Here is a 20,909-nt window from a genome sequence, read left to right as displayed (position 1 = left end):
CCTGCCGCATCGTTCACACGGGCACGATCAGCCGTGGTTTCCCCTGCGACGCCCCGTAGTTGATCGTCTGCCAAGTTCCCGAGGTGTCTTCGGCCCCTTCGAGGGGGAAGCCGATCACCAAGGCGGCGCGATCGACCATCCACCGGTTCCGCGCGTGGTACGCCTGCGTCTGTACTTCGGTGGCACGCAGCTCGGTGATCTCGGCTATTCGATCACGGCACTGGGCGATTGCCTGCCTCGCCTCGGCAGGCTGCTGCTCGACAGTGCCGGGGACGACGATCGTGATACGCGACTTCGAGTTCCCAGCGAGCCACAGCAAGGACAAGCTGTCGATGCCGACCGCGCCCCCGATGTTGAAGTGCGCGTCTTCAGTTGCGAACGGTCCGAGGTAGGTGCCGAACAGGTCCGCGAACCAAGTTGGTTCCCGATGTCCGGTCGACCTTGTTCCGGTAATCGCCGCAGCTAGAGGCATTGATCAACTCCGTGTCATAGATTGTCAGATCCCGCTCGCGTACCCCTTGCGGTGTCATCAAGGCATGGACGCGAACCCCTCGGCCATTCTGGCCGAGTTGCTTAGAGCGCGCGGACTGTCCGTGACGGAGAGGGGCGATGGCTCGGTAGCCGCGACAAACCCTCTGCACCCGCTCGTTGGTGAGGCCGTGGGCACCATCAACGGTAGCTATCTCACCAATTACGGATACGAGCTCGGCGAGCAGGGCGACGAGCGGGCGACCGCTGATCGAGTCGCTTTTCTGCTGGGGGTACCTCGCGGGAGTGCCGCCCTCTCCCTAAAAGGCGGCCCCGGCCCGGTGCGCGAACACCGGGGGATCCGGGGCCTTGATCAGGAATCGAGGTCCTGACCCATGCTGCAGCCTAGAGCCCTCCGGATTCGCTGGCATGCGGAGCATCCCCCGATGCCGTTGGGGTGCCGATGGTGTGGAAACGCCCCATACGCCCATGACGGCGCGTCCCTCGCACACCGCCCGCATCACGGCTGGGAGCAGCCGACGGCCGCGCAACTGCGGGCACGGATGGCCACCCGGCGCCGCCTGGAGCAAGGCCGCCAGATACCGCAGGTGGCCCCCGTCGGCTCGTCGGTCCGGCCCATAAGGCCCCACAGCGTTCCGACCCCCTCGCAGGCTGCTAAGCGCCCGGAGCCGGCGAGCTCGCCGCAGGTCGAGCATCGTCCTCCGCCAGGTACTCCGACCTCGAAACGGCGCGGCGGCGCAGTGACCCAGATCTCCTACGCTGCCGCGCCTTCCAACCGCCAGACCGACGAGTACCAGCCGGCGGCGGCGCGACTTCCGTCGTTCTGACCTGTGGTGAGGCTCTGCAGCACACGTTCCAACAGCAGTTTCGGGAAAGGCGGGTGAACTGATGGCGACCGTGGAAGAGACCCTCGCCGACGTCGAGCGCCCGGCTGCTCGGGACGACATCGACGAGCAAATGGCCGAGGCCAGCCTTCAGGCCGCATACCCGGCCTGGACCATCTGGTGTCTGCACGGCATCTGGTACGCCACCGGGCCTTGCCATCTGATCGCGTGCGGTTGCAGAAGGACGCTGCACGCGCCCAGAGGCGAGGGCTTACGCGACCTGCTGGCCGCCCAGAGATCCGGAGGTGAGGAGACGACATAATGCCATCGCTCGACATGCGGGCGCCCACTGCGTTGATTGCAGTCTCTCTACCATTCCGGCGGCTCTTCCCCCGTGTAGCCGCCGGGTTCTGCCCTGCTCGTGCTGAGCCGGGCAGGGCCGGGCCGGGGCCCGCGTCCCACCACGTGTGCGGCCCCGGCCCTCTTCCCGGCGCGTGTCCCACCCGCGCGCCGGGCTTCGAGTCGGCGCGGCGGCGACCTCACCCTGATGTCTGCCGCCGCGCCGCCACGGAGGATTCGCCGTGACCAACTGGGAGCCGTACCAGCGCGCCAAGGGTGAACGCCTGCGGGTCACCGAGACTTCGTGCTGCGGCGAGTACGAGTGGGCCTGCCAGGGCGGTGAGTTCCTGATTCTCCGATACAACGGCAGCGGCTACGAGGAGACCGGCCGAGGCCGGTACGCAGCACGCAAGGTGTGGGAGCACCTCGTGCAGGCGCACAAGGTACGCGCCACAAGACGCCGGGCGAGTCCCGACCGCTGTCAAGACGGATCGTGACCTCAACCCAGAAGGGGATCCCCGCTCGTTCCGGATCAAGAGCCATCCAACACGGTGATCGTGATCCTGACGGTCTTCCGCAAGACACAGGACGGGACGCAGACCGCCGACATCGACCGAGCGATCACCGCCAAGAAGCGGTGTGAGGCAGAGCACGATCTAACCACCACGCACGTGTTCGAGAGGAGCGCATGATGAGTCACAGCCGTTGGGAGACTTACAAGGCGAAGCGTCTGCGCGAGATGGAAGCGGATGCGCAGCCCCACTCCGAATACGAGCAGGCGGGCCGTGATCTAGAGCTCGGAGACCAGCTGCGTGAGATCCGTAAGCGCCGAGGCTTGTCTCAGAAGATCGTGGCGGAGCGCTCTGGGATGTCCCAACCCGCCCTGTCTCGCATCGAGGGCGGTGGCGGCATTCCGGATATAGCGACACTGCTGCGCCTCGGTGCGGCAACGGGGGTTCGGTTCCGCGTCGAGCTCGTCGTCGACGACGACACCACCACCGAAATCGAGCCTCTAACGGTGCATCACCGACAGCTCGCGAACGCATAAGTTGCGGGCGGCCACTTCGAGACTCAGGCCGTAGGCGTACGCTGCTCCTTCCGTAGGAGCGGTCCTCAGCCGCGACGGGCTTGCTCGAGAGCCGGCACCAGGGGTATGAAGAGAGGCCCAGTTCTAGATCACATTCTTGAGCTGGGCCTTCGATGTTGGAGCGGGTGACGGGAATCGAACCCGCGCTGTCAGCTGGGGAACCATCTGCTGATCTTGGTGCCTTGAACTGGGAAAACGGGGGTGCTGGTCAGAGTGGGTCGAGTGACCGCGAGTACCCCTGAGCGACCGCGACTGACCGCCTGTTCTGGCACGCGGGCGGTGGCGCGTGAAGATCGTCGTGAACAAAAAATGCGGCCCCTTGCGGGGCCGCCCAGTTGGCCGTAACCAACTTCGTGTGCCTCCATGCTAGCTACCATCGGCGGGGTTGGCCAATGCTGGAGGTGGCTCGGTGGATGTGGTGGCGTACGTTGACGGCTTCAACCTGTATCACGGGCTGAAGAGCAAGTACGGCCGCGCCTACCTGTGGCTGGATTTGGTCGAACTTATCCGACGGATTCGCCGCCACGACACGGTGATCAAAGTGAGGTACTTCACCGCGATCGTCAAGGGAGAGCCTGACGCGGCGCTGAGGCAGGAAACCTACCTGTCGGCCCTGGCCGCGAACAGCCCTGAAGTGGAGATCATTCGGGGTCACTTCAAGAAGAAGACCGCGCGGTGCCGGGACTGCGGGGCCCGCTGGACATGCGAGTGTGACCCGCCTCAGACGTTCCACACCTTTGAGGAGAAGCTGACCGACGTCGCCTTGGCGGTGGCCATGACCATGGACGCGGCCTCCGGTTACGGGGATATGTCGGTGCTGGTGTCGACCGACACGGACTTTCGGCCGGCGGTGGAGGCATCGCTTCAGCTTGCTCCCGCTCGACCGATTCTGATCGCTTGCCCGCCCGGTCGAGTTGGTCCCAAGCATGACTTCTCGGGGCAGGTCATCGCATTCGCTATCCCGGAGGAGCACTTGGAAGCCTCGTTGCTACCGGACGAGGTCACAGGGCCTGATCGGCGCACCTACAAGCGTCCGGACAAATGGAGCGGGTGACGGGAATCGAACCCGTGCTGTCAGCTTGGGAAGTCTTCCAAGGCCATGGCACTTGAGCTGGGGAAACGCTGGCCTGGGCAGATGTGAGTCGAGTGCCGCTGCGTCACCGTGACTCCCCGCTGATCGCCGTCCGAACGGGCACGCAACGGGCAGGGTGCGCATGCTCCACCCCACCCACTGGTCAGAGATGCGCACGTACGTCTCCTTGTCCGCTTCGCCCACTCAAGACCGTCGGCATCGCCATGCGGGACTGGGTGGTCGCCCACCTGCTCGCTCAGCGATGCCTGACGCAGTAGTGCGCCGATCACAAATCAGCCGCAGGCCTTCCCCGTGGTGCCGCTGCCCTTGTTGACGCGGCCGATCCCGATCGTCACGCTGCCCGTGGCCTGGGCGCAGACGCCGCTTGGCGCGTAGACCATGTCGCCCCAGTGGTGCCCGCCGTTCCCGGCGCGGTAGGTGAAGGAGATGTTCTTGCTGCTGGTGAAGACCGTGATATGGCCGGTCGCGTTCTTGGGCACCGTCACCTCGCCCCAGTTGGTGCCGCAGCGACGGGAGTAATACAGCCGGATCGTGCCCAAGGTGTCATCGATCTCGTTGCTCAGCGAGGCCTTCTTCCCGGTGTAGACCTTGCTGTTGGCGCACCCGGTTCTGTAGGGGTCCTTCCCGTCGTACGTGTGGGCGCTCGCTGGGCCCGTGGTCAGCAAGAGCGTCCCAATCGTCGCTACGGACACCGCAGCCGCTGCTACGTGGATCTTCATATCGGTCGACTCCTTTGTGAGAGGCCCGGGGGTACGAACTCAATTTCTCGCGCCCTTATCTCTCCGCGAGAAAAGATCTCTGGAAGGAGGGAGATGGCCCGATAGGCCGGGGAGGCGAGAACAGCTCCGACTATGCCGGGCGCCTCGAACGGCGGCAACGGACATCCGCCGGACAGCCGTCCAAACATTGTCCAGACCTCTGGTTGGACAAATAGCCCAGGCCGATGGGGGTGGCTACAGAGCGCCGCCCGCAGCGGCGAGGTCGAACGTGACGGGAGCCTGCCCACCTCCGTGGAGAGACCCCACAGCCATAGATCATCTTTGTCGGCACCCTGAGATGAACAGGCGTCACTCTGGGTAACGCTCTGGTGGCTGGCCGCAGCTGGCGGCCTGGACCGTGCTCCGGGGGACGGCCGGCCCTGTGCGAGACGCTCGACATACATGGAATCCCGCGCTCTGATGACTACTTCGAGAGGTTCATCGACCTCCAGGCGCGCGGCTATGAGGAGCGTGCGCATGCGATGCGCCTGCGGGGCCGCGTCCTGCCAGGCGCACTCAATGCGCTACAGGCGCTGAGCTGCGTACCTGGCATCACTCAGTCCATCCTGACGGGGAACACGAAGGCGTCAGCAGAAGCCAAGCTGAGGATCTTCGGGCTGAACCGACTCCTTGATCTGGAGATAGGCGCCTATCGGGAGGATGGCCCCGTGCGTGCCCGCCTTATCCCCATTGCGCAGGATCGCGCCCGCAGCAAGGACGGGCTGACCTACAGTCCTGACCTCACTGTGCTGATCGGAGACACGCCTCAAGACGTCATCGCGGGGAGGGACGGCGGAGCGCGCGTGATCGCTGTCGCGTCGGGCAAGAGCAGCCCTACTGACCTCAAGGCGGCGGGCGCGGACGTCGTCTTTCCCGACCTCACCGACAGCGCCGCGCTCATCCGGACCATCACGGGGTGAGCGGGCCTACCTGCTGATCGATCCACTTGGCCTGGTGAATTCACCATGGAGCCGATCGTGGCTACGAAGCGGCACATCATGCAGAGGTGCCAGGTTGGTTGGTCCAATGTCCAGAAGGTTCGGGGCACCTTAACCAGCCCATACCAGTGCAGTCGGCGACGATAAAGCAGGTCAACCCCCGAAAGCATGGGATGCCGGGTGTGCTGGCCATTAGCGCACCATCAGGATGTGCCCTCACGAGGCGTCAGGCCACCCGACCGAGAAAGACGCCGAGGGCGCTCAGATCCGCTCAGCGGATCGATCGAACATCAACGAAGGGATATCCCATGCGCACCAAGCTTGCCACGGCCGGCCTCGCTCTTGTTCTGGGTGGCGTTGGTCTCGCTCTGGCCCCTGCCGCCAGCGCCGCCGGCGTGTCCTCCGCTTCGCGGACGGCGGGCGTCGCGGCGCCCGAGTTCTCCGTCAATGGCAGGTGGCAGTTCGTTCAGAGCGGCGGGATCACAGTGACGATGAACGTGACACAGGACAGCAGCGGGAGGCTCTTCGGGACCGCCTCCTCCGGCGCCGTGGGGACGATCGAGGAAGGCGCGGTGGAAGGCCGGAATATCTTCTTCACCGTTGGGTGGTCGAACGGAGCCAGAGGCCGATACACCGGCTCGCTGGGCCCGGACAGGCGCCTGTCCGGTACCACGTTCGACCTGAACAATCCGACACACCAGGCGAACTGGGTCACCACCCGCACCTTCTAAGACGAACTACGACGAAGCCGAGGTCGGTGTAGGAGAAGGTGACCTTCTCCGCGCCCAGGCCGCCGGCCTCGGGGCGGTGCCGGTCATTTACCGCCGGGCCGCGGCCGGCCGCGCGGGAGACTTGCGCCCGCGCGGCCGGAGGGCGGACCCGTCACCCGATGGCGTACGCCTTGGTGATGGTCTGTGTCACGCGGTCACCCGCCGCGTCCGTGACCTTGGCACGCAGTGAGACGAACCCGGGGGCGTCCGGGTTTGCGATCCGGGCCGTCCATCCCGAGCCGGCGTGGGTCAGCTGGACCGGCCGCCAGGTCGCCCCGTCGTCGAAGGACGCCTCAAGCGTGATCGACGTGGTACGCGGCGCGGAGGCGCCGGGGTTGTGGTGGAGGCTCACCGGGATGACGGTCATGGACCCGGGCTTGGCGCGGTTGTGGTCGTCCAGGCCCTCGGGGGCGTAGCGGACGGCGGTCAGGGGCAGCGGCCGGGGCCCGGCCGTCCGCTGCGACCGGAACGTCCAGGCCGACTCGACCTTCGTGGACAGCGCCGACGGCCGCCGCGCCGACGCGGTCAGAGTGTAGGTCGCCGGCTCTGCGGGCAGGCGGACGTCCAGCCGGCAACTTTCCGTGTATCCGGGTTCGCAGGTCGCCAGATCGGTCTCGGCCAGTTTCTCCTCGCTGCGGGCCAGGGCGATGGTGCCGGTGGTGTCGTAGTCGCCGCCCATCAGCCCGGCCCGCCCGTCAGCGAGGATGCCGTCGACGTTGAAGTTCAGCCAGTCGCCGTCGCGGCTGCCCGCGGACGTGCCGAAGGCGGGGCCGGTCACGGCGGCGTTCCACAGCTCGGTGACGGGCCGCCGGCCGAGCACCTGGCTCACGCCCGACACCCAGTGGGTGCCCGTCGTGATGTCGGTTTCCCAGGCGAAGCCGGGAGTGCGGTAGTGCGTCATGGTGGCCGGCAGATTCAGGCTCGGGCTCTCGGACAGCCAGGAGCCCCCTGCCCAGGACCCGCCGGGGAGTAGCGGCCCCACTATCACCTCGGCCGTGCCGGGCAGGCCGGGCGCCCGGTACGTCGCGCTCACCTTCACCAGGTCACGCGTGCGCGCCGTGTACGACAGGTCGTCCGGAATTCCGCCGGTGCGGTAGTCGACCAGGTCGTAGCGGTACGGGCTCGGCGCGGCGTCCTTCTTGTGCCAGGTGCTCCCGGCCAGGTACTTCAGGCCGGGCTGGCGCACCGGCAGAGCATAGACGTCGTCACCGAAGCTGGCCCAGCCTTGGCTGAACCAGCCGTTGGCCAGGGTGATCTGCTCACTGCCGTCCTGGACGGCGGTCGGCTCGTCCACCGTGAACGTGATCTCCTTCCCCTGGCGCGCGTCCACCGTCACTTCCTGGTCCGCGCCGTCGATGGTCACGGGCCGATGCGCGGTCGTGGATTGGTCCGAGTTGTAGACGTTGACGTAGAGGTTCCACTCGCCCTTGGGTACCCGTACTCTTGCGACGCCTTGGTCGTCGAACGAGAGCGTCTTCTGGGTATCGGTCTCGAGCTGGTAGAGATAACCCATGGCGGCGCGGGGTGTCTGGCCGTCCCTCTCGATGGTCTTGACGGTCAGGGTGTAGGTCTCGGGCTCCACGTACGCGCCCGCGAGCGTGCGCACGACGGTGTCGCCCGACCTGGCGGTGACGACGCCGGGATAGTCCCCGGGCGCCTTGCCCTCCGCGTGGATCGTCAGCTCGACTGACGCCTCGCCCTTGGCGGGCACCTCCAGCCGCTTGGACCCCAGCTCCAGCCCCTCGCCGTCCGCGGCGAGCTCCAGGGTGAGCGGGGTGTCGCCGGAGTTGGCGTACGTGAGCGTCTTGGTCGCCACGCGCTCGCCGGTGCCGTTCCAGGGGAAGGAGGCCCAGACGTTGCCGGTCGTCGCGGCCACCTGCTGGGAGACCGCGCGGGCCACGTCCACGCGTCCGGCGCCCTCCTCGTAGATTTTGGCGCTCCCGTTGGGGGCGGCGCTGCCGATGAGGGCAGCTTTGAGACGCTGTCCGCTCCAGTCGGGATGGCGCTGGGCGAGGATCGCGGCGGCTCCCGCCACGTGGGGTGCGGCCATCGAGGTGCCGCTCATGGCGGCGTACGGGGCGTCGGCTCCGCCGTTGGCGTTGGCGGCCTTGATGGCGACGCCGGGGGCGGTGAGGTCCGGCTTGATGGCGTGGTCGTTGAGCCGGGGGCCCTTGCTGGAGAAATCGGCCACCTTGTCGTCCCGGCCGACGGCGCCGACTGTGAGGGCCGCGTCGGCGCTGCCGGGGCTCAAGACCGTGCCGGGCTTGGCGTCGTTGCCCGCAGCCACGACGAAGAGCGCGCCGGTACGCTCCGACAGAGTGTTGACCGCCTGCTCGACCGGGTCCACGTCGATCGTGTCCGGGCCGCCGATGCTCATGTTGATGACCTTGGCCTTGACCTCGGCCGCGGCCCACTCCATGCCGGCAATGATGTCGGACTCCTGCATCACGAGGTCGCCGATCTTGCCGATGGCGAGTTTCGCGCCGGGCGCCACGCCGCGCTGTTTCTCTCCCGCTCCCGCGACGATCGACGCGACGTGCGTGCCGTGTCCGTTCCTGTCGCGGATGTCGTCGTGACCGGTGAAGTCGCGTGCCTGCGTGACGACGTTCTTCAGGTCGGGATGTGTGGGGTCGTAGCCGCTGTCGAGCACGGCGACCGTGACGCCCTCGCCGGTGAAGCCCTGCTTCCACGCCTCGGTGGCGCCGATCTGCTTGACGCTCTGGTCGAGGGTGAAGGAGCGGTGGCCGTTCAGCCAGATCTTCGTCCGGCCGGCGGTCAGGGTCTGGACGCCGTCCGTTATGCCCTTCCACGTCTCGGCGGCGCTCTTCTTGGGCACCTCCACGGGGGACATGCCGAGGGAGGACAGCCGCCGGTCCTGGCGGGCGTTCCGGAGCGCGGGCCCATCCCCCTTGGCCGACTGCGTGATCAGCGGGATGTCGCTCCGCTTCGCGTCACCGTACCCCCAGGCCAGGAGCTGCGTGACGTCGAACAGCCGCTCGTCCAGAACGCCCTTGGCCACCAGCGGATGGGCGTCGGACGGGTAGACATACAGATGGCCGTCGCGGTACTGGCTGCTGTAGTGCACCTGCCTGCCCGCTCCGGGCTCCACCCGATGCCCGGCGGCGGTGACGACGACGCGGTCGCCGGTGATCAGCGTCACCGTGCCGGTCGGCCGGTTCGTCGCGCCTTCTTGCCTCGCGACTCCCGGGGTCGGGGCCGGCGTCGCGGCGGCGGGTGCCGGGGCGGTCGTGACGCCGGCCGTTATTGCCAGGATGGCGGCCAGCAGGCCCTTGCCTAACCTCATGCGTTTCCTCTCCATCGGCTGCATGACCGATCGCCGCCGACGACGCTCAGGTACGTTCAGCGGCAACGCATGAGCAAATGTCCGGATGCGGCAGGGTGTTACCGGGTCTCCGGTGAAAACTGAGCCTTTCGAGAAAATGGGCTTTCTTGTGAAACAGAGTTGCTAAGCCGGACATCTGCTGAGATGTGTCCAAACAACGGAGAGAAGGCGACATCGGGCCCCAGGCGCCGGAGCAACGCTTCGAGCAGCTCTACCTGGCGCACTATCCCGCCATCGCCGCCTATGTGGCGCGACGTACCGAGTCCACGGACGACATCGCCGACGTGATCGCCGAGACGTTCACGACCGCCTGGCGCCGGCTGGACGACATTCCCGTGAGGGACGAGGCCCGGCTGTGGCTGTACGCCGTCGCCCGGCGGGTCCTCGCCAACCACTTCCGCGCCGAGGAGCGCCGATCGGCGCTGTCCGCGCGGCTGCGTGCGGAGCTGTCCACATGGTCCAGGCCGGTGGCCGACCGGTACGGCGAGGCCACCCACCAGGCGTTCAGACGCCTGTCGCCCGACGACCGGGAACTGCTCGCCTTGGTCGGCTGGGAAGGGCTGAGCAGCGCCGAGATCGCCAAGGTGCTCGGCTGCTCGCGCGGAGCGGCGCGGCTGCGCCTGCACCGCGCCCGCCAGCGGCTGGCCAAGGAACTGGCGAGCGCCGACCTCGACCTGACCACCTACGGCCTGCGCGCCGTCGCACTCGCGGAGGGAAAATCATGAAGAACAGGGTGGACCGCGTGGTCACCCACCTGTCCCCTGGCGCCGGGCCCGGCATGACCGAGGCGGCCCACGAGCTCATGCGCGACATCATGGCCGCCGAGCCCGCCACAGCCAGGGCCGTCGCACCGGCAGTGCGGCGCGCGCGCCGGCCGCTGATCCTGCGCGCCGCGGTGCCGGGCGTGGCCCTGCTGACCGCCGCGTTCCTCGCTCTGAGCTGGCTCTTGCCCACCGGGCTCGGTCTCGGACCCGGGACGGCCGCGGCGCTCGACATCAAGAAGGAGGACGGGTACTACGTCATCGAGATCAAGGACCTGTACGCCGACGCCGGCACGTACCAGGCGCAGCTCCGTGACGCCGGGCTGAACGTGACCCTCACGGTCATCCCCTCGACGCCGTCGTGGGTGGGCTCCATCTTCCCCACCTCGCCCACCGAGGGCCGGTACCTCGACGAGATCAAGACCATCGACCAGCCGGGGACCTGCGACAAGATGGGCGGCTGCCCCATCGGGGTGAAGATCCCGGAGAACTTCCAGGGACCCGCCGACATCACGCTCGGGCGCGAGGCCCGGCCCGGCGAGCCGTTCGCGAACAGCACCACGATCGACGGCCTGGGCGAGCCGCTGCACTGCCTGCCCTACATCGGCCGGACCGTGACCGAGGTGCGCGGCATGCTGCAGGAGCGTGGCGTGACCATCCAGAACTTCGAGGACATGGACCCCCTAACCGGCGGAACGAAGCAGTCGGTGCCGGACTCGTGGCTGGTGGAGAACGGCTCCATGACGGAGCCGGGCAAGGCGACCCTGAGCGTGTACGAGGGGTCCGAGCCGCAGGAGCCAGGAGGCCGCCGGGGCGAGAACTGCCCGCCCAGTTAGGGTCCAGCGCGGACAGCCCTCGGTCGTCCGTACGGTGCCAGTTGCCGAACGCTGGCAGCGCGAGGATGCCAAGCCGGCCCCAGACGGCGGGTCACAGGGGGAGACCGCCGGTGGCTGCGGCGGTGGAGCCTGAGTCGCGGTAAGCGGCGATCGTCCGCTCGGCGATCCGCATCTGGTGGATCTCGTCGGCCCCGTCGGCGAACCTGGCCCAGCGGGCGTGCTGGAACATACTGGCCAGCGGCGTGTCGGTCGAGTACCCGAGCGCCCCGTGCACCTGGATCGCCCGGTCGATGATGCGGTTGAGGCTGTTGGCCACGAAGTGCTTGGCCATCGACACCTCCGTACGGAAGTCCTCGCCCTTGTCGATCTTGTACGCGGCGTGCAGCACCATCAGCTTGCACTGATACAGCTCCATGGCCGAGTCGGCGATCAGCCACTGCACTCCCTGCTTGTCGGCGAGCAGCGAACCGTGGCTGTATCTGTTGAGCGCCCGGTCGACCATCATGTCGAGCGCCGTCTCCGCCTGTGAGATCCAGCGCATGCAGTGCGCCAGCCGGGCCGGGCCCAGGCGGTATTGGCCGAGCCGGTGGCCGTTGCCGCGCCCGCCGAGCACCTGGTCGTCGGGCACGCGCAGGTCGGTGATGACGATCTCGCTGTGGCCCGTCGAGCCGTGCATGGTCTCGACCTCGCGGATGTCGTTCCAGCCCGGCGAGGGCAGGTCGACGAGGAAGGCGGTGTTGGCGCCGCGCGCGCCTTCGGGAAGGTCGAGCTCGGTCCTGGCGATGAGGATGGCGAAGCCGGCCCGGCGGGCGTTGGAGATGAACCACTTGTGGCCGTTGATCACCCATTCGTCGCCGTCCTTCACCGCCCGCGTACGGATCAGCGTCGGGTCGGAACCGGCGACCTCCGGCTCGGTCATCGCGAAGCACGACATCTTGCTCCCCTCAAGCAGGGGACGCAGGTATTTCTCCTTCTGCTCGTCGCTCGCCCAGTGCAGCAGCGTGTGCATGTTGCCCTCGTCGGGCGCCATGCAGTTGAGCACCCACGGCCCGAGCCGGGTCTTGGCGGCCTCCGACTGCACCATGGCCAGCTCGACGTGGCCGAGGCCCATGCCGCCCCACTCCTTGGGCATGTGCGGCAGCCACAACCCCTCGGCCTTGGCCTTCTCGCGCAGCCGGAAGATGGTCCGCAGGTAGGCCTCGCGGTCGCTCTCCGGCACCTCCTCGACGGCCGGGACGACCGTGCCCTGGATGAAGGCCCGGACCCGGTCGCGGATCTCCTCGTGCTCGGGGGCGAGGGTGAAGTCGATCGCCATGGTGCTCCTTCAGGGGAATGTCAGGCCAGCAGGTGGGCCAGACGCCGGGTGAGGCCGGTGTTGCGGCGGTCGCCGAGCCGGGCGACCGCCAGCTCCAGGGCCTTGCGCTCGCCGACCAGCACCACCCACGACCGGGCCCGCGTGACCAGGGTGTAGAGGAGCCTGCGGCGCAGCATGATGCCGCCGGACTCGGCGACGAGTGGCGCGACCACGAACGGATATTCGCTGCCCTGCGAGCGGTGCACGCTGATCGCGTAGGCATGGGTCAGGTCGTCGAGCTCGTCGAAGCCGTAGGTCACCGTGTCGCCGTCGTCGATGACGATCTCCACGAGCCGCTGCTCCTGGACGATGTCGGTGATCGTGCCCGTCTCGCCGTTGAAGACGCCCTTGTCGTAGTTGTTGCGGATCGGCATGACCCGGTCGCCGACCCGGAAGGCCGAGGTGCCCGACCAGTGCTCGGCTCGGTCGTCGCGCGCGGGGTTGAGCCGCTCCTGGAGCTTGCGGCCGAGCTCGGCGGTGCCCGCCACGCCCTTGCGCATCGGGCACAGCACCTGCACCTGGCCCGGCTCGACGCCCTGCTTGCGCGGGATCGCCACCGTCGCCAGGTGGACGACCCGCTCGGCGACGGCCTCGGGATCGTCGAGCTCCTCGAACCAGAAGCCGCCGCCGCCCGGGATCGCGGGCAGCCGCCCGGCCTTGATGCGGTGGGCGTTCTGGATGATGCCGCTGCCGTCGGCCTGGCGGAAGACGTGGGTGAGCCGTACGCGCGGGATCTCCTCGACGCGCAGCAGGTCGGCCAGCACGCTGCCGGGGCCGATGCTCGGCAACTGGTCGCTGTCGCCGACGAGCAGCAGATGACTGCCCGACGGGATGGCCGAGGTGAGCCGGGTGGCCAGGTGCAGGTCCAGCATGGACGCCTCGTCGACCACGATCAGGTCGGCCTGCGCGGGCGTCTGGTCGAACAGCTTGTCCGGGTCGGGCTGCTGGGCCAGCATCCGGTGGATGGTCATGGCGGGCAGGCCGGTGAGCTCCGACAGGCGCTTGGCCGCCTTCCCGGTGGGCGCGGCGAGCGTCACCCGGCCGCCCATCGCCCGCACGGTGGCCGCGATCACCCGCACCGTGTGGCTCTTGCCGCAGCCCGGACCGCCGGTGAGGACCGAGACGGTGCTGGTCAGCGCCATGGTCACGGCCGCTTTCTGGTCGTCGTGCAGCGCGGGGTCCTCCTGGAAGGGCCGCATGGGCAGCGTCGAGCGGGCCCGCCACAACCTGTCGACGTGTTCGGCCAGCTTGAGCTCGCGACTGTGCAGCTCCTTGCCGTAGACCACGATCTGGTCGGGGGCCGCCTCGACGACCACCCGCCGCTCGGCCGTGAGGGCGTCGATCATCGGCCGCACCACGTCCTGATCCTGCTCCACGAGCTCGGCGGTCTGCGTGAGCAGCGCGGTCATCGACAGGTAGCAGTGACCGCCCCTGGCGGCGGCGCTCTCCAGCCGGTCGAGCAGCGCCGCCTTGATCCGCTGCGGGCTGTGCTCCGGCACCCCCGACTGCAGGGCGATCTTGTCGGCCGTGCCGAACGCGATGCCGCGCACCCGGCCGATGAGCTGGTACGGGTCGGAGGCGACGAGCTCCGCCGAGTCGCGGCCGAAGACCTGGAAGATCTTGGCGGCGAGCAGCGGGCTGACCCCGAAGCCCTGCAGGACCACCATCAGCGCGGCGATCTCCTTCTGCTCCCGCCACGCCTCCAGGATCTGGCCCTGCCGCGCCGGGCCGATGTTGACGACCTCCGTGAGCCGCTGGGGCTCGGTGTCGATGACGGTCAGCGTCGCCTCGCCGAAGTGGCCGACGATGGCCTGGGCGAGCCGCGGGCCGATGCCGCGGATCAGGCCGGAGCCCAGGTAGAGCTGGATGGCCCGGGTGGTGGACGGCACGACCCGCTCGCACGCCGTCACCGTGAAGCGCCGGCCGTGGCGGGGGTGCTCGCCCCACTCGCCGGTGAGCTCGAGCGTCTCTCCCGGCTGGACACCGGCCAGCGCGCGGCCCGCGGCGACGAAGGAGGGTGTGGATTCGGCGCTCATCCGGGCAACCGTGTATTCGTCCTCGCGGACGTACACGAGCTGCTCGACAGAGGCCTCCACGGCACTGATCCAATCATTCGCGCTTACTGGCCGTGTAGGCACACTAAGAAGCGGGACCGACAGATTACCCGCCGGTCCCGCCGCGACTGATCAGCCTCCGGTCTTCCACGTGGCGATGAGCTTGTCGTAGTCGAGCGTCGCCGGCTTGCCGCGCTCGTCGGCCAGCTTCGGCACCGGGGCGCCGGGCTGGTCCAGCCAGTACTGGGCGGACTGCTCAGGGTTCAGCTTGGGCGCGCAGTTGCCGCCCCGGCGCTCCAGCCGGGACAGGATGTCGTCCTGCTGCTTGGCCAGGTTGTCCATCGACTGCTGGGCGGTGGTCTCACCGGTGACGGCGGTGGCCACGTTCTGCCACCAGAGCTGGGCCAGCTTCGGGTAGTCGGGCACGTTGGTGCCGGTCGGCGTCCACTGCTTGCGGGCCGGCGAGTTGTAGAACTCGATCAGGCCGCCGTACTTGGCCGCGTTCTTGGCGAAGTAGTCGCTCTTGATGTCAGAGTCGCGGATGAAGGTCAGACCGGTGATCGACTTCTTCAGCGAGACCGTCTTGGACGTGACGAACTGGGCGTACAGCCAGGCCGCGGCCCTGCGCTCCTTGGGGGTGTTCTTCAGCAGGGTCCAGGAGCCGGCGTCCTGGTAGCCCAGCTTGTTGCCTTCCTTCCAGTAGATGCCGTGCGGGCTGGGCGCGATGCGCCACTTCGGCGTCCCGTCGGCGTTGACGACCGGGAGGCCCGGCTTGGTCATGTCGGCGGTGAACGTGGTGTACCAGAAGACCTGCTGGGCGATGTTGCCCTGCGCCGGCACCGGTCCCGCCTCGCTGAAGTTCATGCCGGCCGCTTCCTTCGGCGCGTACTTCTTCAGCCAGTCGACGTACTTGGTCAGCGCGTACACCGAGGCGGGCCCGTTGGTGTCGCCGCCGCGGGTCATCGAGGAGCCGACCGGGCGGCAGTTCTCCACCCTGATGCCCCACTCGTCCACCGGCAGGCCGTTGGGGATGCCCGGGTCGCCGTTGCCGGCCATGGACAGCCACGCGTCGGTGAAGCGCCAGCCGAGCGAGGGGTCCTTGCGGCCGTAGTCCATGTGGCCGTAGACCTTCTTGCCGTCGATGGTGCCGTTATTGTTCACCTTGTTGGTGAAGAAGTCGGCGATGTCCTCGTAGGCCGCCCAGTTGACCGGCACGCCCAGGTCGTAGCCGTAGGCCTCCTTGAACTGCTTCTTGATCGTGGGGTTGGTGAACCAGTCGTAGCGGAACCAGTAGAGGTTGGCGAACTGCTGGTCGGGCAGCTGGTACAGCTTCTTGTCCGGTCCGGTGGTGAAGCTGGTGCCGATGAAGTCGTTCAGGTCGAGGGTGGGCGAGGTGATCGCCTTGCCCTCTCCCGCCATGTAGTCGGACAGCGGGAAGACGTAGTTGCCGCGGGAGTGGGTGCCGATGAGGTCGGAGTCGTTGACGTAGGCGTCATAGATGTTCTGGTTGCCCTGGATCTGCGTCTGCAGCTTCTCGATCACGTCACCTTCCTGGATCAGGTCGTGCTTGACCTTGATCCCGGTGATGTCGGTGAACGCCTTGGCGAGTTTCTGCGACTCGTACTCGTGGGTGGTGATCGTCTCGGAGACGACGTTGATCTCCATGCCGCGGTAGGGAGCGGCGGCCTTGGTGAACCAGTCCATCTCCGCGAGCTGCTGGTCCTTGGACAGGGTGCTCGGCGTGAACTCGCTCGACACCCACTTCTGCGCCGCCGCCTTCCCCTCGGCCTCGGTGAAGTTGCTCTGGGGTTTCTGCTCACCACTCGAGCAGCCGTTCGCCAGCAGGACGAGCACGGCCAGACCCACCGCCGTGGTTCTGCCCCTAAGACGTCTCATCGCCTGAATGCCTCCTTCGGTCAGCCCCAAATCCCGATCACGATCGTCACCAGGAGCGCGCACGCCAGCGCCAGCCACATGGACAGGTCGGTGACGGCGATCCAGCCGGCGAGTACGACGGCCGCGCTGATCAGGCCGATGTACAAGCGGTCACCACGGTCGGTCTCGATGCGCAGGAAGCCACGCCGGGCGACCGGTGGCGAGAAGTGGCCCCAGACCGCCATGCCACACAGCAGCAGCGCCAGGCCGATGAAGACCAGGGCCGTGGGGAGGGTCCACACCATCCACTGCATCGTCAGACTCTCCCTAGCGCGAAGCCCTTGGCCACGTAGTTGCGGACGAACCAGATGACGATGGCGCCGGGAATGATGGTCAGCACGCCTGCCGTGGCCAGCAGCCCCCAGTCCACTCCGGCCGCGCTCACCGTCCGGGTCATCGTGGCGGCGATGGGCTTGGCGTTGACCGAGGTGATGGTCCTGGCGATGAGCAGCTCAACCCAGCTGAACATGAAGCAGAAGAAAAGCGTCACGCCCACGGCGGAGCGGATCATCGGCAGGAAGATCCGCAGGAAGAATCGCGGCAGGGAATAGCCGTCGATCGCCGCTGTTTCATCAATCTCGCGCGGTATTCCGGACATGAACCCTTCGAGGATCCAGACGGCGAGCGGGACGTTGAACAGCATGTGCGCGATGGCCACGCCGAGATGAGTGTCGAACAACCCCACGCTCTGATAAATCTGGAAAAAGGGCAGCAGGAAGACGGCCGGCGGCGCCATGCGATTCGTCAGCAGCCAGAAGAACAGGTGCTTGTCCCCGGCGAACCTGAACCGGGAGAAGGCATAGGCGGCCGGCAGCGCCACGATGAGCGACATCACCGCGTTCATGGACGTGTAGATGATGGAGTTCAGGTAGCTCGAATACCAGACCGGGTCCGTGAAGAACGTCCGGTAATTGTCGAGCGTGGTCCGCTGCGGAATGAGCGAGAAACTGCCGAGGATGTCCTCGTTCGGGCGGATGGACATGCCGAACATCCACAGCAACGGCAGCATCAGGGTGGCGGCGTACAGCCAGAACACCGCCCGCGCCCATGGCAGCTGCCGCCTGGCCCGCCGCGCCACGGCGACCTGCTCGTCGGCCATCGCGGTCACCTCCCTGCCCTGGTCAGTACGGTGAAGAAGACGTAGGAGACGATCTGTACGACGAGGAAGTACAGCAGCGAGAAGGCGCCCGCCGGCCCCAGGTCGAACTGCCCGACGGCGATCTTCGACAGCAGGATGCTCAGGAACGAGGTGGCGTTGCCCGGCCCGCCCCCGGTCACCACGAACGGCTCGGTGTAGATCATGAAGCTGTCCATGAACCGGAGCAGGATCGCGATCGTCAGCACCCCGCGCAGCCGGGGCAGCTGGATGTGGCGGAAGGTCGCCCAGGCGGAGGCCCCGTCGATCTGCGCGGCCTGGAAGTAGGGGTCGGGGATCGACCGCAGCCCCGCGTAGGCCAGCAGCGCCACCAGCGGGGTCCAGTGCCACACGTCCATGATCAGGACCGTGATCCAGGCGTCGGTGGAGTCCAGGGTGTAGTTGAAGTCGACGCCCAGGACGTTGTTGATCGTCCAGCCGCCCAGCCCGATGTCGGCGCGGGCGAAGATCTGCCAGATGGTGCCCACCACGTTCCACGGGATGAGCAGCGGCAACGCGACGATGACCAGGGCGGCCGACACCCAGACGCCCCGCCGCGGCATCGCCACCGCGAGCGCCACCCCGAGCGGGATCTCCAGCAGCAGCACCTGGGCCGAGAACAGCAGGGTCCGCACGAACGCGGCGCGGATCTCGGGGTCGCGGGAGACGGATCTGAACCACTCCAGCCCCACGAAGATCCGGTCGTCGGGACTGAAGATGTCCTGGACGGAGAAGTTGACGACGGTCATCAGTGGGATCACCGCGGTGAACGCCACCGAAATGACGACCGGCAGCACGAGGAACCAGGCGCGGTTGTTCTTCGGCTTGACGCTCACCCGCGTGTCGGGCGTGCCGTCCTGCGGGGCGGCGGCGGTGACGATCTCGCCGCCCACCGGGCTGCCCGCGACTGTGACGCTCTGCTCGGTCACGGTGCGCCCTCTCCGTCCAGCGGTGCGATGGACCCGCACCGGACCGCGTCCCTGAACAGGAACGCCCGATCCGGTGCGAAGTGCAGGAACTCCACGGCGTCCGGCGTGAACCGGGCATCCGCCTCCGTCTTGGCGATCATCGGGTGGTCGCCGGCCTGGACGTGCACCAGGTTGTAGGCGCCCATCCGGTCGACCGACGTCACGCGTACGGGCAGTCCGGGCGAGGTCTCCCCGGCGCCGAGCCGGGCGAACTCCGGCCGCACCCCGATGTGCACGGGCCCCGGCTCCAGCTCGCCCACAGCCTGCCCGACGTCCGTCCCGCCCACCTTGACCAGGCCGTCGGCGATCTCGGCGGGCACGACGTTCATGCCGGGCGAGCCGATGAAGTGGCCGACGAACTCGTGCGCGGGCGACAGGAACAGCTCCGCAGGCTCGCCCGCCTGCACGATCGCCCCCTCGTTGAGCACCACGACCTCGTCGGCGAAGGTCAGCGCCTCGGTCTGGTCGTGGGTGACGTAGATGAGCGTGTGGCCGGTGTCGCGGTGGATCTCCTTGAGCTTGCTGCGCAGCGTCCACTTCAAGGCCGGGTCCACGACGGTGAGCGGCTCGTCGAGCAGCACGGCGGCCACCTCGGAGCGGACCAGCCCGCGGCCCAGGCTGACGATCTGCTGCCGGCCCGGGTCCAGCCGCCGCGACCGGCGCTTGAGGTGCTCGTCCAGCCCGAGGAGCTGCGAGACCCTGCGCACCCGCTGGTCGATCTCCGCCTTGGGATACTTCCGGTTGCGCAGCGGGAAGGCCAGGTTGTCGTAGACCGACATCTCCTCGTACAGCACCGGGAACTGGAAGACCTGCGCGATGTTGCGGCCCGCCGTCGGCACGGCGGTCACCTCGCGGTCGTCGAACCAGATGCGCCCCACGGTCGGGGAGAGCAGCCCCGAGATGATGTTCAGCAGCGTCGTCTTGCCGCAGCCGCTCGGGCCGAGCAGCGCGTACGCCCTGGAGCTCCGCCACGTCCACGTCATCGGCTTCAACGCCCAGGTCCGGCCGCCGTCGTAGCTGTGCCCCACGCCTTCGAGCCGGATGTCAGCCATGCAGGTCGACCTCCGCGGCCGAGGTGGCGAGCAGGCGCCCGCCGGCGTCGTCGAAGACGAAGATGTGCGCCGGGTCCACGTAGGCCACGGTCCGCTCACCCGGGGTGAAGAGCTGGGTACCGGCGAGCTGGGCGACGAGGTGCCGCCCGTCGGCCAGCATCAGGTGCAGGAAGGTCTCGCTGCCCGTCACCTCCGCGAGCCTGATCTCCGCCGGGAACTCCAGCACGTCGGATCCGCTCCGTTCGATCGTCACCTGGTGCGGGCGGACCGCGAGGACGACGTTCCGTCCCGAGGCGTGCGCGCCGGGGGCGGGGAACGAGCTGCCCAGGCACTCGATCCGGCCGTCGCGCACCACACCGGGCAGCAGGTTGAGCGGCGGGTCGCTGAGCGTCGCGGCGACGGCCAGCGTCGGCGGCTGGGCGTACATGTCCGCCACGTCGCCCACGTCCAGCACCCGGCCCTCGCCCAGGACCACCGTCGGCGAGGCGAAGGTCAGGGCCTCCGCCGGGTCGGCCGTCGAATAGAGGACCACGCTCGGCGAGTCGCGGAACATGTCCTTCAGATCGCCGCGCAGCTGCTCGCGGAGCTTGAAGTCGAGGTTGGCCAGCGGCTCGTCGAGCAGCAGCACGTCGACCGGCCGGGCCAGCGCGCGGGCGATCGCGGTGCGCTGCTGCTGGCCGCCCGACAGCTCGGCGGGCCGGCGGTCGAGCAGGTCGCCGATGCCCATGATTTCGGCGACCTCGCGCACCCGGCGATCCATATCTTTCTTGGGAAAGGAGCGCGCCAGGCGCAGCGGTGAGGCGATGTTCTCGTAGACCGAGAGCGAGGGATAATTGATGAATTGCTGATAGACGAAGGCGACCGAGCGTTTGCGCACGGAAATAGCCGTTACGTCTTTTCCGTTCACCACGACCCGCCCCGCGTCGGGCGGAAGCAGCCCCCCGACGACGCGCATCAGCGTCGTCTTCCCCGCCGCCATCGGGCCGACGAGGGTGGTCATTCCGCTGGATAATTCGAGGTGGATGTCGTGCAGCCAGGTTTCCCCGCGCTGCCGTACGCGGACGCCGTCGAGAACCAGCGCCATGTGCACGAGCCTCCTTGCCGGAGTCCGGATCGACTGCCACGCCGCCCCGATGCGTGGTCGGCCAAGACCCCTCCATCTAACATGCTCTG

At 67.9% G+C, this 20,909-nt stretch carries 21 protein-coding genes; 10 read left to right on the top strand and 11 right to left on the bottom strand.

Features of this window, described 5'->3' with window-relative positions; genetic code table 11:
* Positions 1-13: 13 nt before the first annotated feature.
* Positions 14-472 carry a DNA-processing protein DprA gene (locus KME78_RS02810; protein WP_219527104.1) on the bottom strand — a complete coding sequence of 153 codons (459 nt, stop codon included), beginning with the start codon at positions 470-472 and terminating at the stop codon, positions 14-16.
* A 64-nt stretch (positions 473-536) separates the two neighbouring features.
* Between KME78_RS02810 and KME78_RS02805 the strand changes: the two genes are divergently transcribed.
* The 6 genes from KME78_RS02805 to KME78_RS02780 all read left to right on the top strand — a co-directional run bounded on the left by KME78_RS02805 (position 537) and on the right by KME78_RS02780 (position 3,793).
* Positions 537-860 (top strand): hypothetical protein, encoded by a 324-nt coding sequence (locus KME78_RS02805; protein ID WP_219527103.1) that lies wholly within the window; start codon positions 537-539, stop codon positions 858-860.
* A 517-nt stretch (positions 861-1,377) separates the two neighbouring features.
* On the top strand, positions 1,378-1,635 hold the full coding sequence (locus KME78_RS02800) for a hypothetical protein (RefSeq protein WP_219527102.1): 258 nt from the start codon (positions 1,378-1,380) through the stop codon (positions 1,633-1,635).
* A gap of 259 nt (positions 1,636-1,894) precedes the next feature.
* Positions 1,895-2,149 carry a hypothetical protein gene (locus KME78_RS02795; RefSeq protein WP_219527101.1) on the top strand — a complete coding sequence of 85 codons (255 nt, stop codon included), beginning with the start codon at positions 1,895-1,897 and terminating at the stop codon, positions 2,147-2,149.
* Positions 2,150-2,203: 54 nt separating this feature from the next.
* A complete protein-coding gene (locus KME78_RS02790) occupies positions 2,204-2,344 on the top strand; it encodes a hypothetical protein (RefSeq protein ID WP_219527100.1) in 141 nt (46 codons plus the stop codon).
* Entirely contained in the window at positions 2,341-2,700 is a 360-nt protein-coding gene (locus tag KME78_RS02785) for a helix-turn-helix domain-containing protein (protein WP_246650133.1), read from the top strand. Before KME78_RS02790 ends, KME78_RS02785 begins: the two co-directional genes overlap by 4 nt.
* A 448-nt stretch (positions 2,701-3,148) precedes the next feature.
* Positions 3,149-3,793 (top strand): NYN domain-containing protein, encoded by a 645-nt coding sequence (locus KME78_RS02780; protein WP_219527099.1) that lies wholly within the window; start codon positions 3,149-3,151, stop codon positions 3,791-3,793.
* Positions 3,794-4,104: 311 nt separating this feature from the next.
* Here the strand turns inward: KME78_RS02780 and KME78_RS02775 are convergent, their stop codons facing one another.
* Positions 4,105-4,551, bottom strand: a complete 447-nt coding sequence (locus KME78_RS02775) for a DUF2690 domain-containing protein (protein WP_219527098.1) — start codon at positions 4,549-4,551, stop codon at positions 4,105-4,107.
* A gap of 368 nt (positions 4,552-4,919) precedes the next feature.
* Here KME78_RS02775 and KME78_RS02770 point away from each other — a divergent pair, with 368 nt between their 5' ends.
* Positions 4,920-5,510 (top strand): HAD hydrolase-like protein, encoded by a 591-nt coding sequence (locus tag KME78_RS02770; protein WP_219527097.1) that lies wholly within the window; start codon positions 4,920-4,922, stop codon positions 5,508-5,510.
* Between the two features lie 326 nt (positions 5,511-5,836).
* The gene (locus KME78_RS02765; protein ID WP_219527096.1) at positions 5,837-6,259 is read left to right on the top strand and encodes a hypothetical protein; all 423 of its coding nucleotides are present in this window, start codon (positions 5,837-5,839) and stop codon (positions 6,257-6,259) included.
* A gap of 151 nt (positions 6,260-6,410) precedes the next feature.
* On the opposite strand, the gene KME78_RS02760 is transcribed toward KME78_RS02765, so the two are convergent.
* On the bottom strand, positions 6,411-9,602 hold the full coding sequence (locus tag KME78_RS02760) for a S8 family serine peptidase (protein ID WP_219527095.1): 3,192 nt from the start codon (positions 9,600-9,602) through the stop codon (positions 6,411-6,413).
* 185 nt (positions 9,603-9,787) lie between these two features.
* On the opposite strand from KME78_RS02760, the gene KME78_RS02755 reads away from it, so the two are divergent.
* Positions 9,788-10,366, top strand: a complete 579-nt coding sequence (locus KME78_RS02755; protein WP_308126781.1) for an RNA polymerase sigma factor — start codon at positions 9,788-9,790, stop codon at positions 10,364-10,366.
* Positions 10,363-11,238: a hypothetical protein gene (locus KME78_RS02750; RefSeq protein ID WP_219527094.1), complete on the top strand. Its 876-nt coding sequence runs from the start codon at positions 10,363-10,365 to the stop codon at positions 11,236-11,238. The genes KME78_RS02755 and KME78_RS02750 overlap by 4 nt, the downstream gene beginning before the upstream one ends.
* 91 nt (positions 11,239-11,329) lie before the next feature.
* Here the strand turns inward: KME78_RS02750 and KME78_RS02745 are convergent, their stop codons facing one another.
* The 8 genes from KME78_RS02745 to KME78_RS02710 all read right to left on the bottom strand — a co-directional run bounded on the left by KME78_RS02745 (position 11,330) and on the right by KME78_RS02710 (position 20,820).
* Complete coding sequence (locus tag KME78_RS02745; protein WP_219527093.1) at positions 11,330-12,553, bottom strand: acyl-CoA dehydrogenase family protein; 1,224 nt, start codon at positions 12,551-12,553, stop codon at positions 11,330-11,332.
* Positions 12,554-12,573: 20 nt separating this feature from the next.
* Entirely contained in the window at positions 12,574-14,688 is a 2,115-nt protein-coding gene (recD2, locus tag KME78_RS02740; RefSeq protein WP_308126780.1) for an SF1B family DNA helicase RecD2, read from the bottom strand.
* A 90-nt stretch (positions 14,689-14,778) separates the two neighbouring features.
* Positions 14,779-16,542, bottom strand: a complete 1,764-nt coding sequence (locus KME78_RS02735) for an ABC transporter substrate-binding protein (RefSeq protein ID WP_219527092.1) — start codon at positions 16,540-16,542, stop codon at positions 14,779-14,781.
* Positions 16,543-16,562: 20 nt separating this feature from the next.
* A complete protein-coding gene (locus tag KME78_RS02730) occupies positions 16,563-16,835 on the bottom strand; it encodes a DUF2160 domain-containing protein (protein ID WP_219527091.1) in 273 nt (90 codons plus the stop codon).
* Positions 16,836-16,837: 2 nt separating this feature from the next.
* On the bottom strand, positions 16,838-17,680 hold the full coding sequence (locus tag KME78_RS02725) for a carbohydrate ABC transporter permease (RefSeq protein WP_219527090.1): 843 nt from the start codon (positions 17,678-17,680) through the stop codon (positions 16,838-16,840).
* A 5-nt stretch (positions 17,681-17,685) separates the two neighbouring features.
* Entirely contained in the window at positions 17,686-18,645 is a 960-nt protein-coding gene (locus KME78_RS63825; protein ID WP_219527089.1) for a carbohydrate ABC transporter permease, read from the bottom strand.
* A complete protein-coding gene (locus KME78_RS02715) occupies positions 18,642-19,736 on the bottom strand; it encodes an ABC transporter ATP-binding protein (protein WP_219527088.1) in 1,095 nt (364 codons plus the stop codon). Before KME78_RS02715 ends, KME78_RS63825 begins: the two co-directional genes overlap by 4 nt.
* Positions 19,729-20,820 carry an ABC transporter ATP-binding protein gene (locus tag KME78_RS02710; protein ID WP_219527087.1) on the bottom strand — a complete coding sequence of 364 codons (1,092 nt, stop codon included), beginning with the start codon at positions 20,818-20,820 and terminating at the stop codon, positions 19,729-19,731. The genes KME78_RS02715 and KME78_RS02710 overlap by 8 nt, the downstream gene beginning before the upstream one ends.
* Between the last annotated feature and the right edge of the window lie 89 nt (positions 20,821-20,909).

Origin of the sequence: Nonomuraea guangzhouensis, from assembly GCF_019396345.1 — a bacterium.
In the GTDB taxonomy this organism is placed as follows: Bacteria; Actinomycetota; Actinomycetes; order Streptosporangiales; family Streptosporangiaceae; genus Nonomuraea; species Nonomuraea guangzhouensis.
The sequence above is the reverse complement of the archived record's forward strand: the minus strand, read 5'-3'. Positions and strand labels throughout refer to the sequence as shown.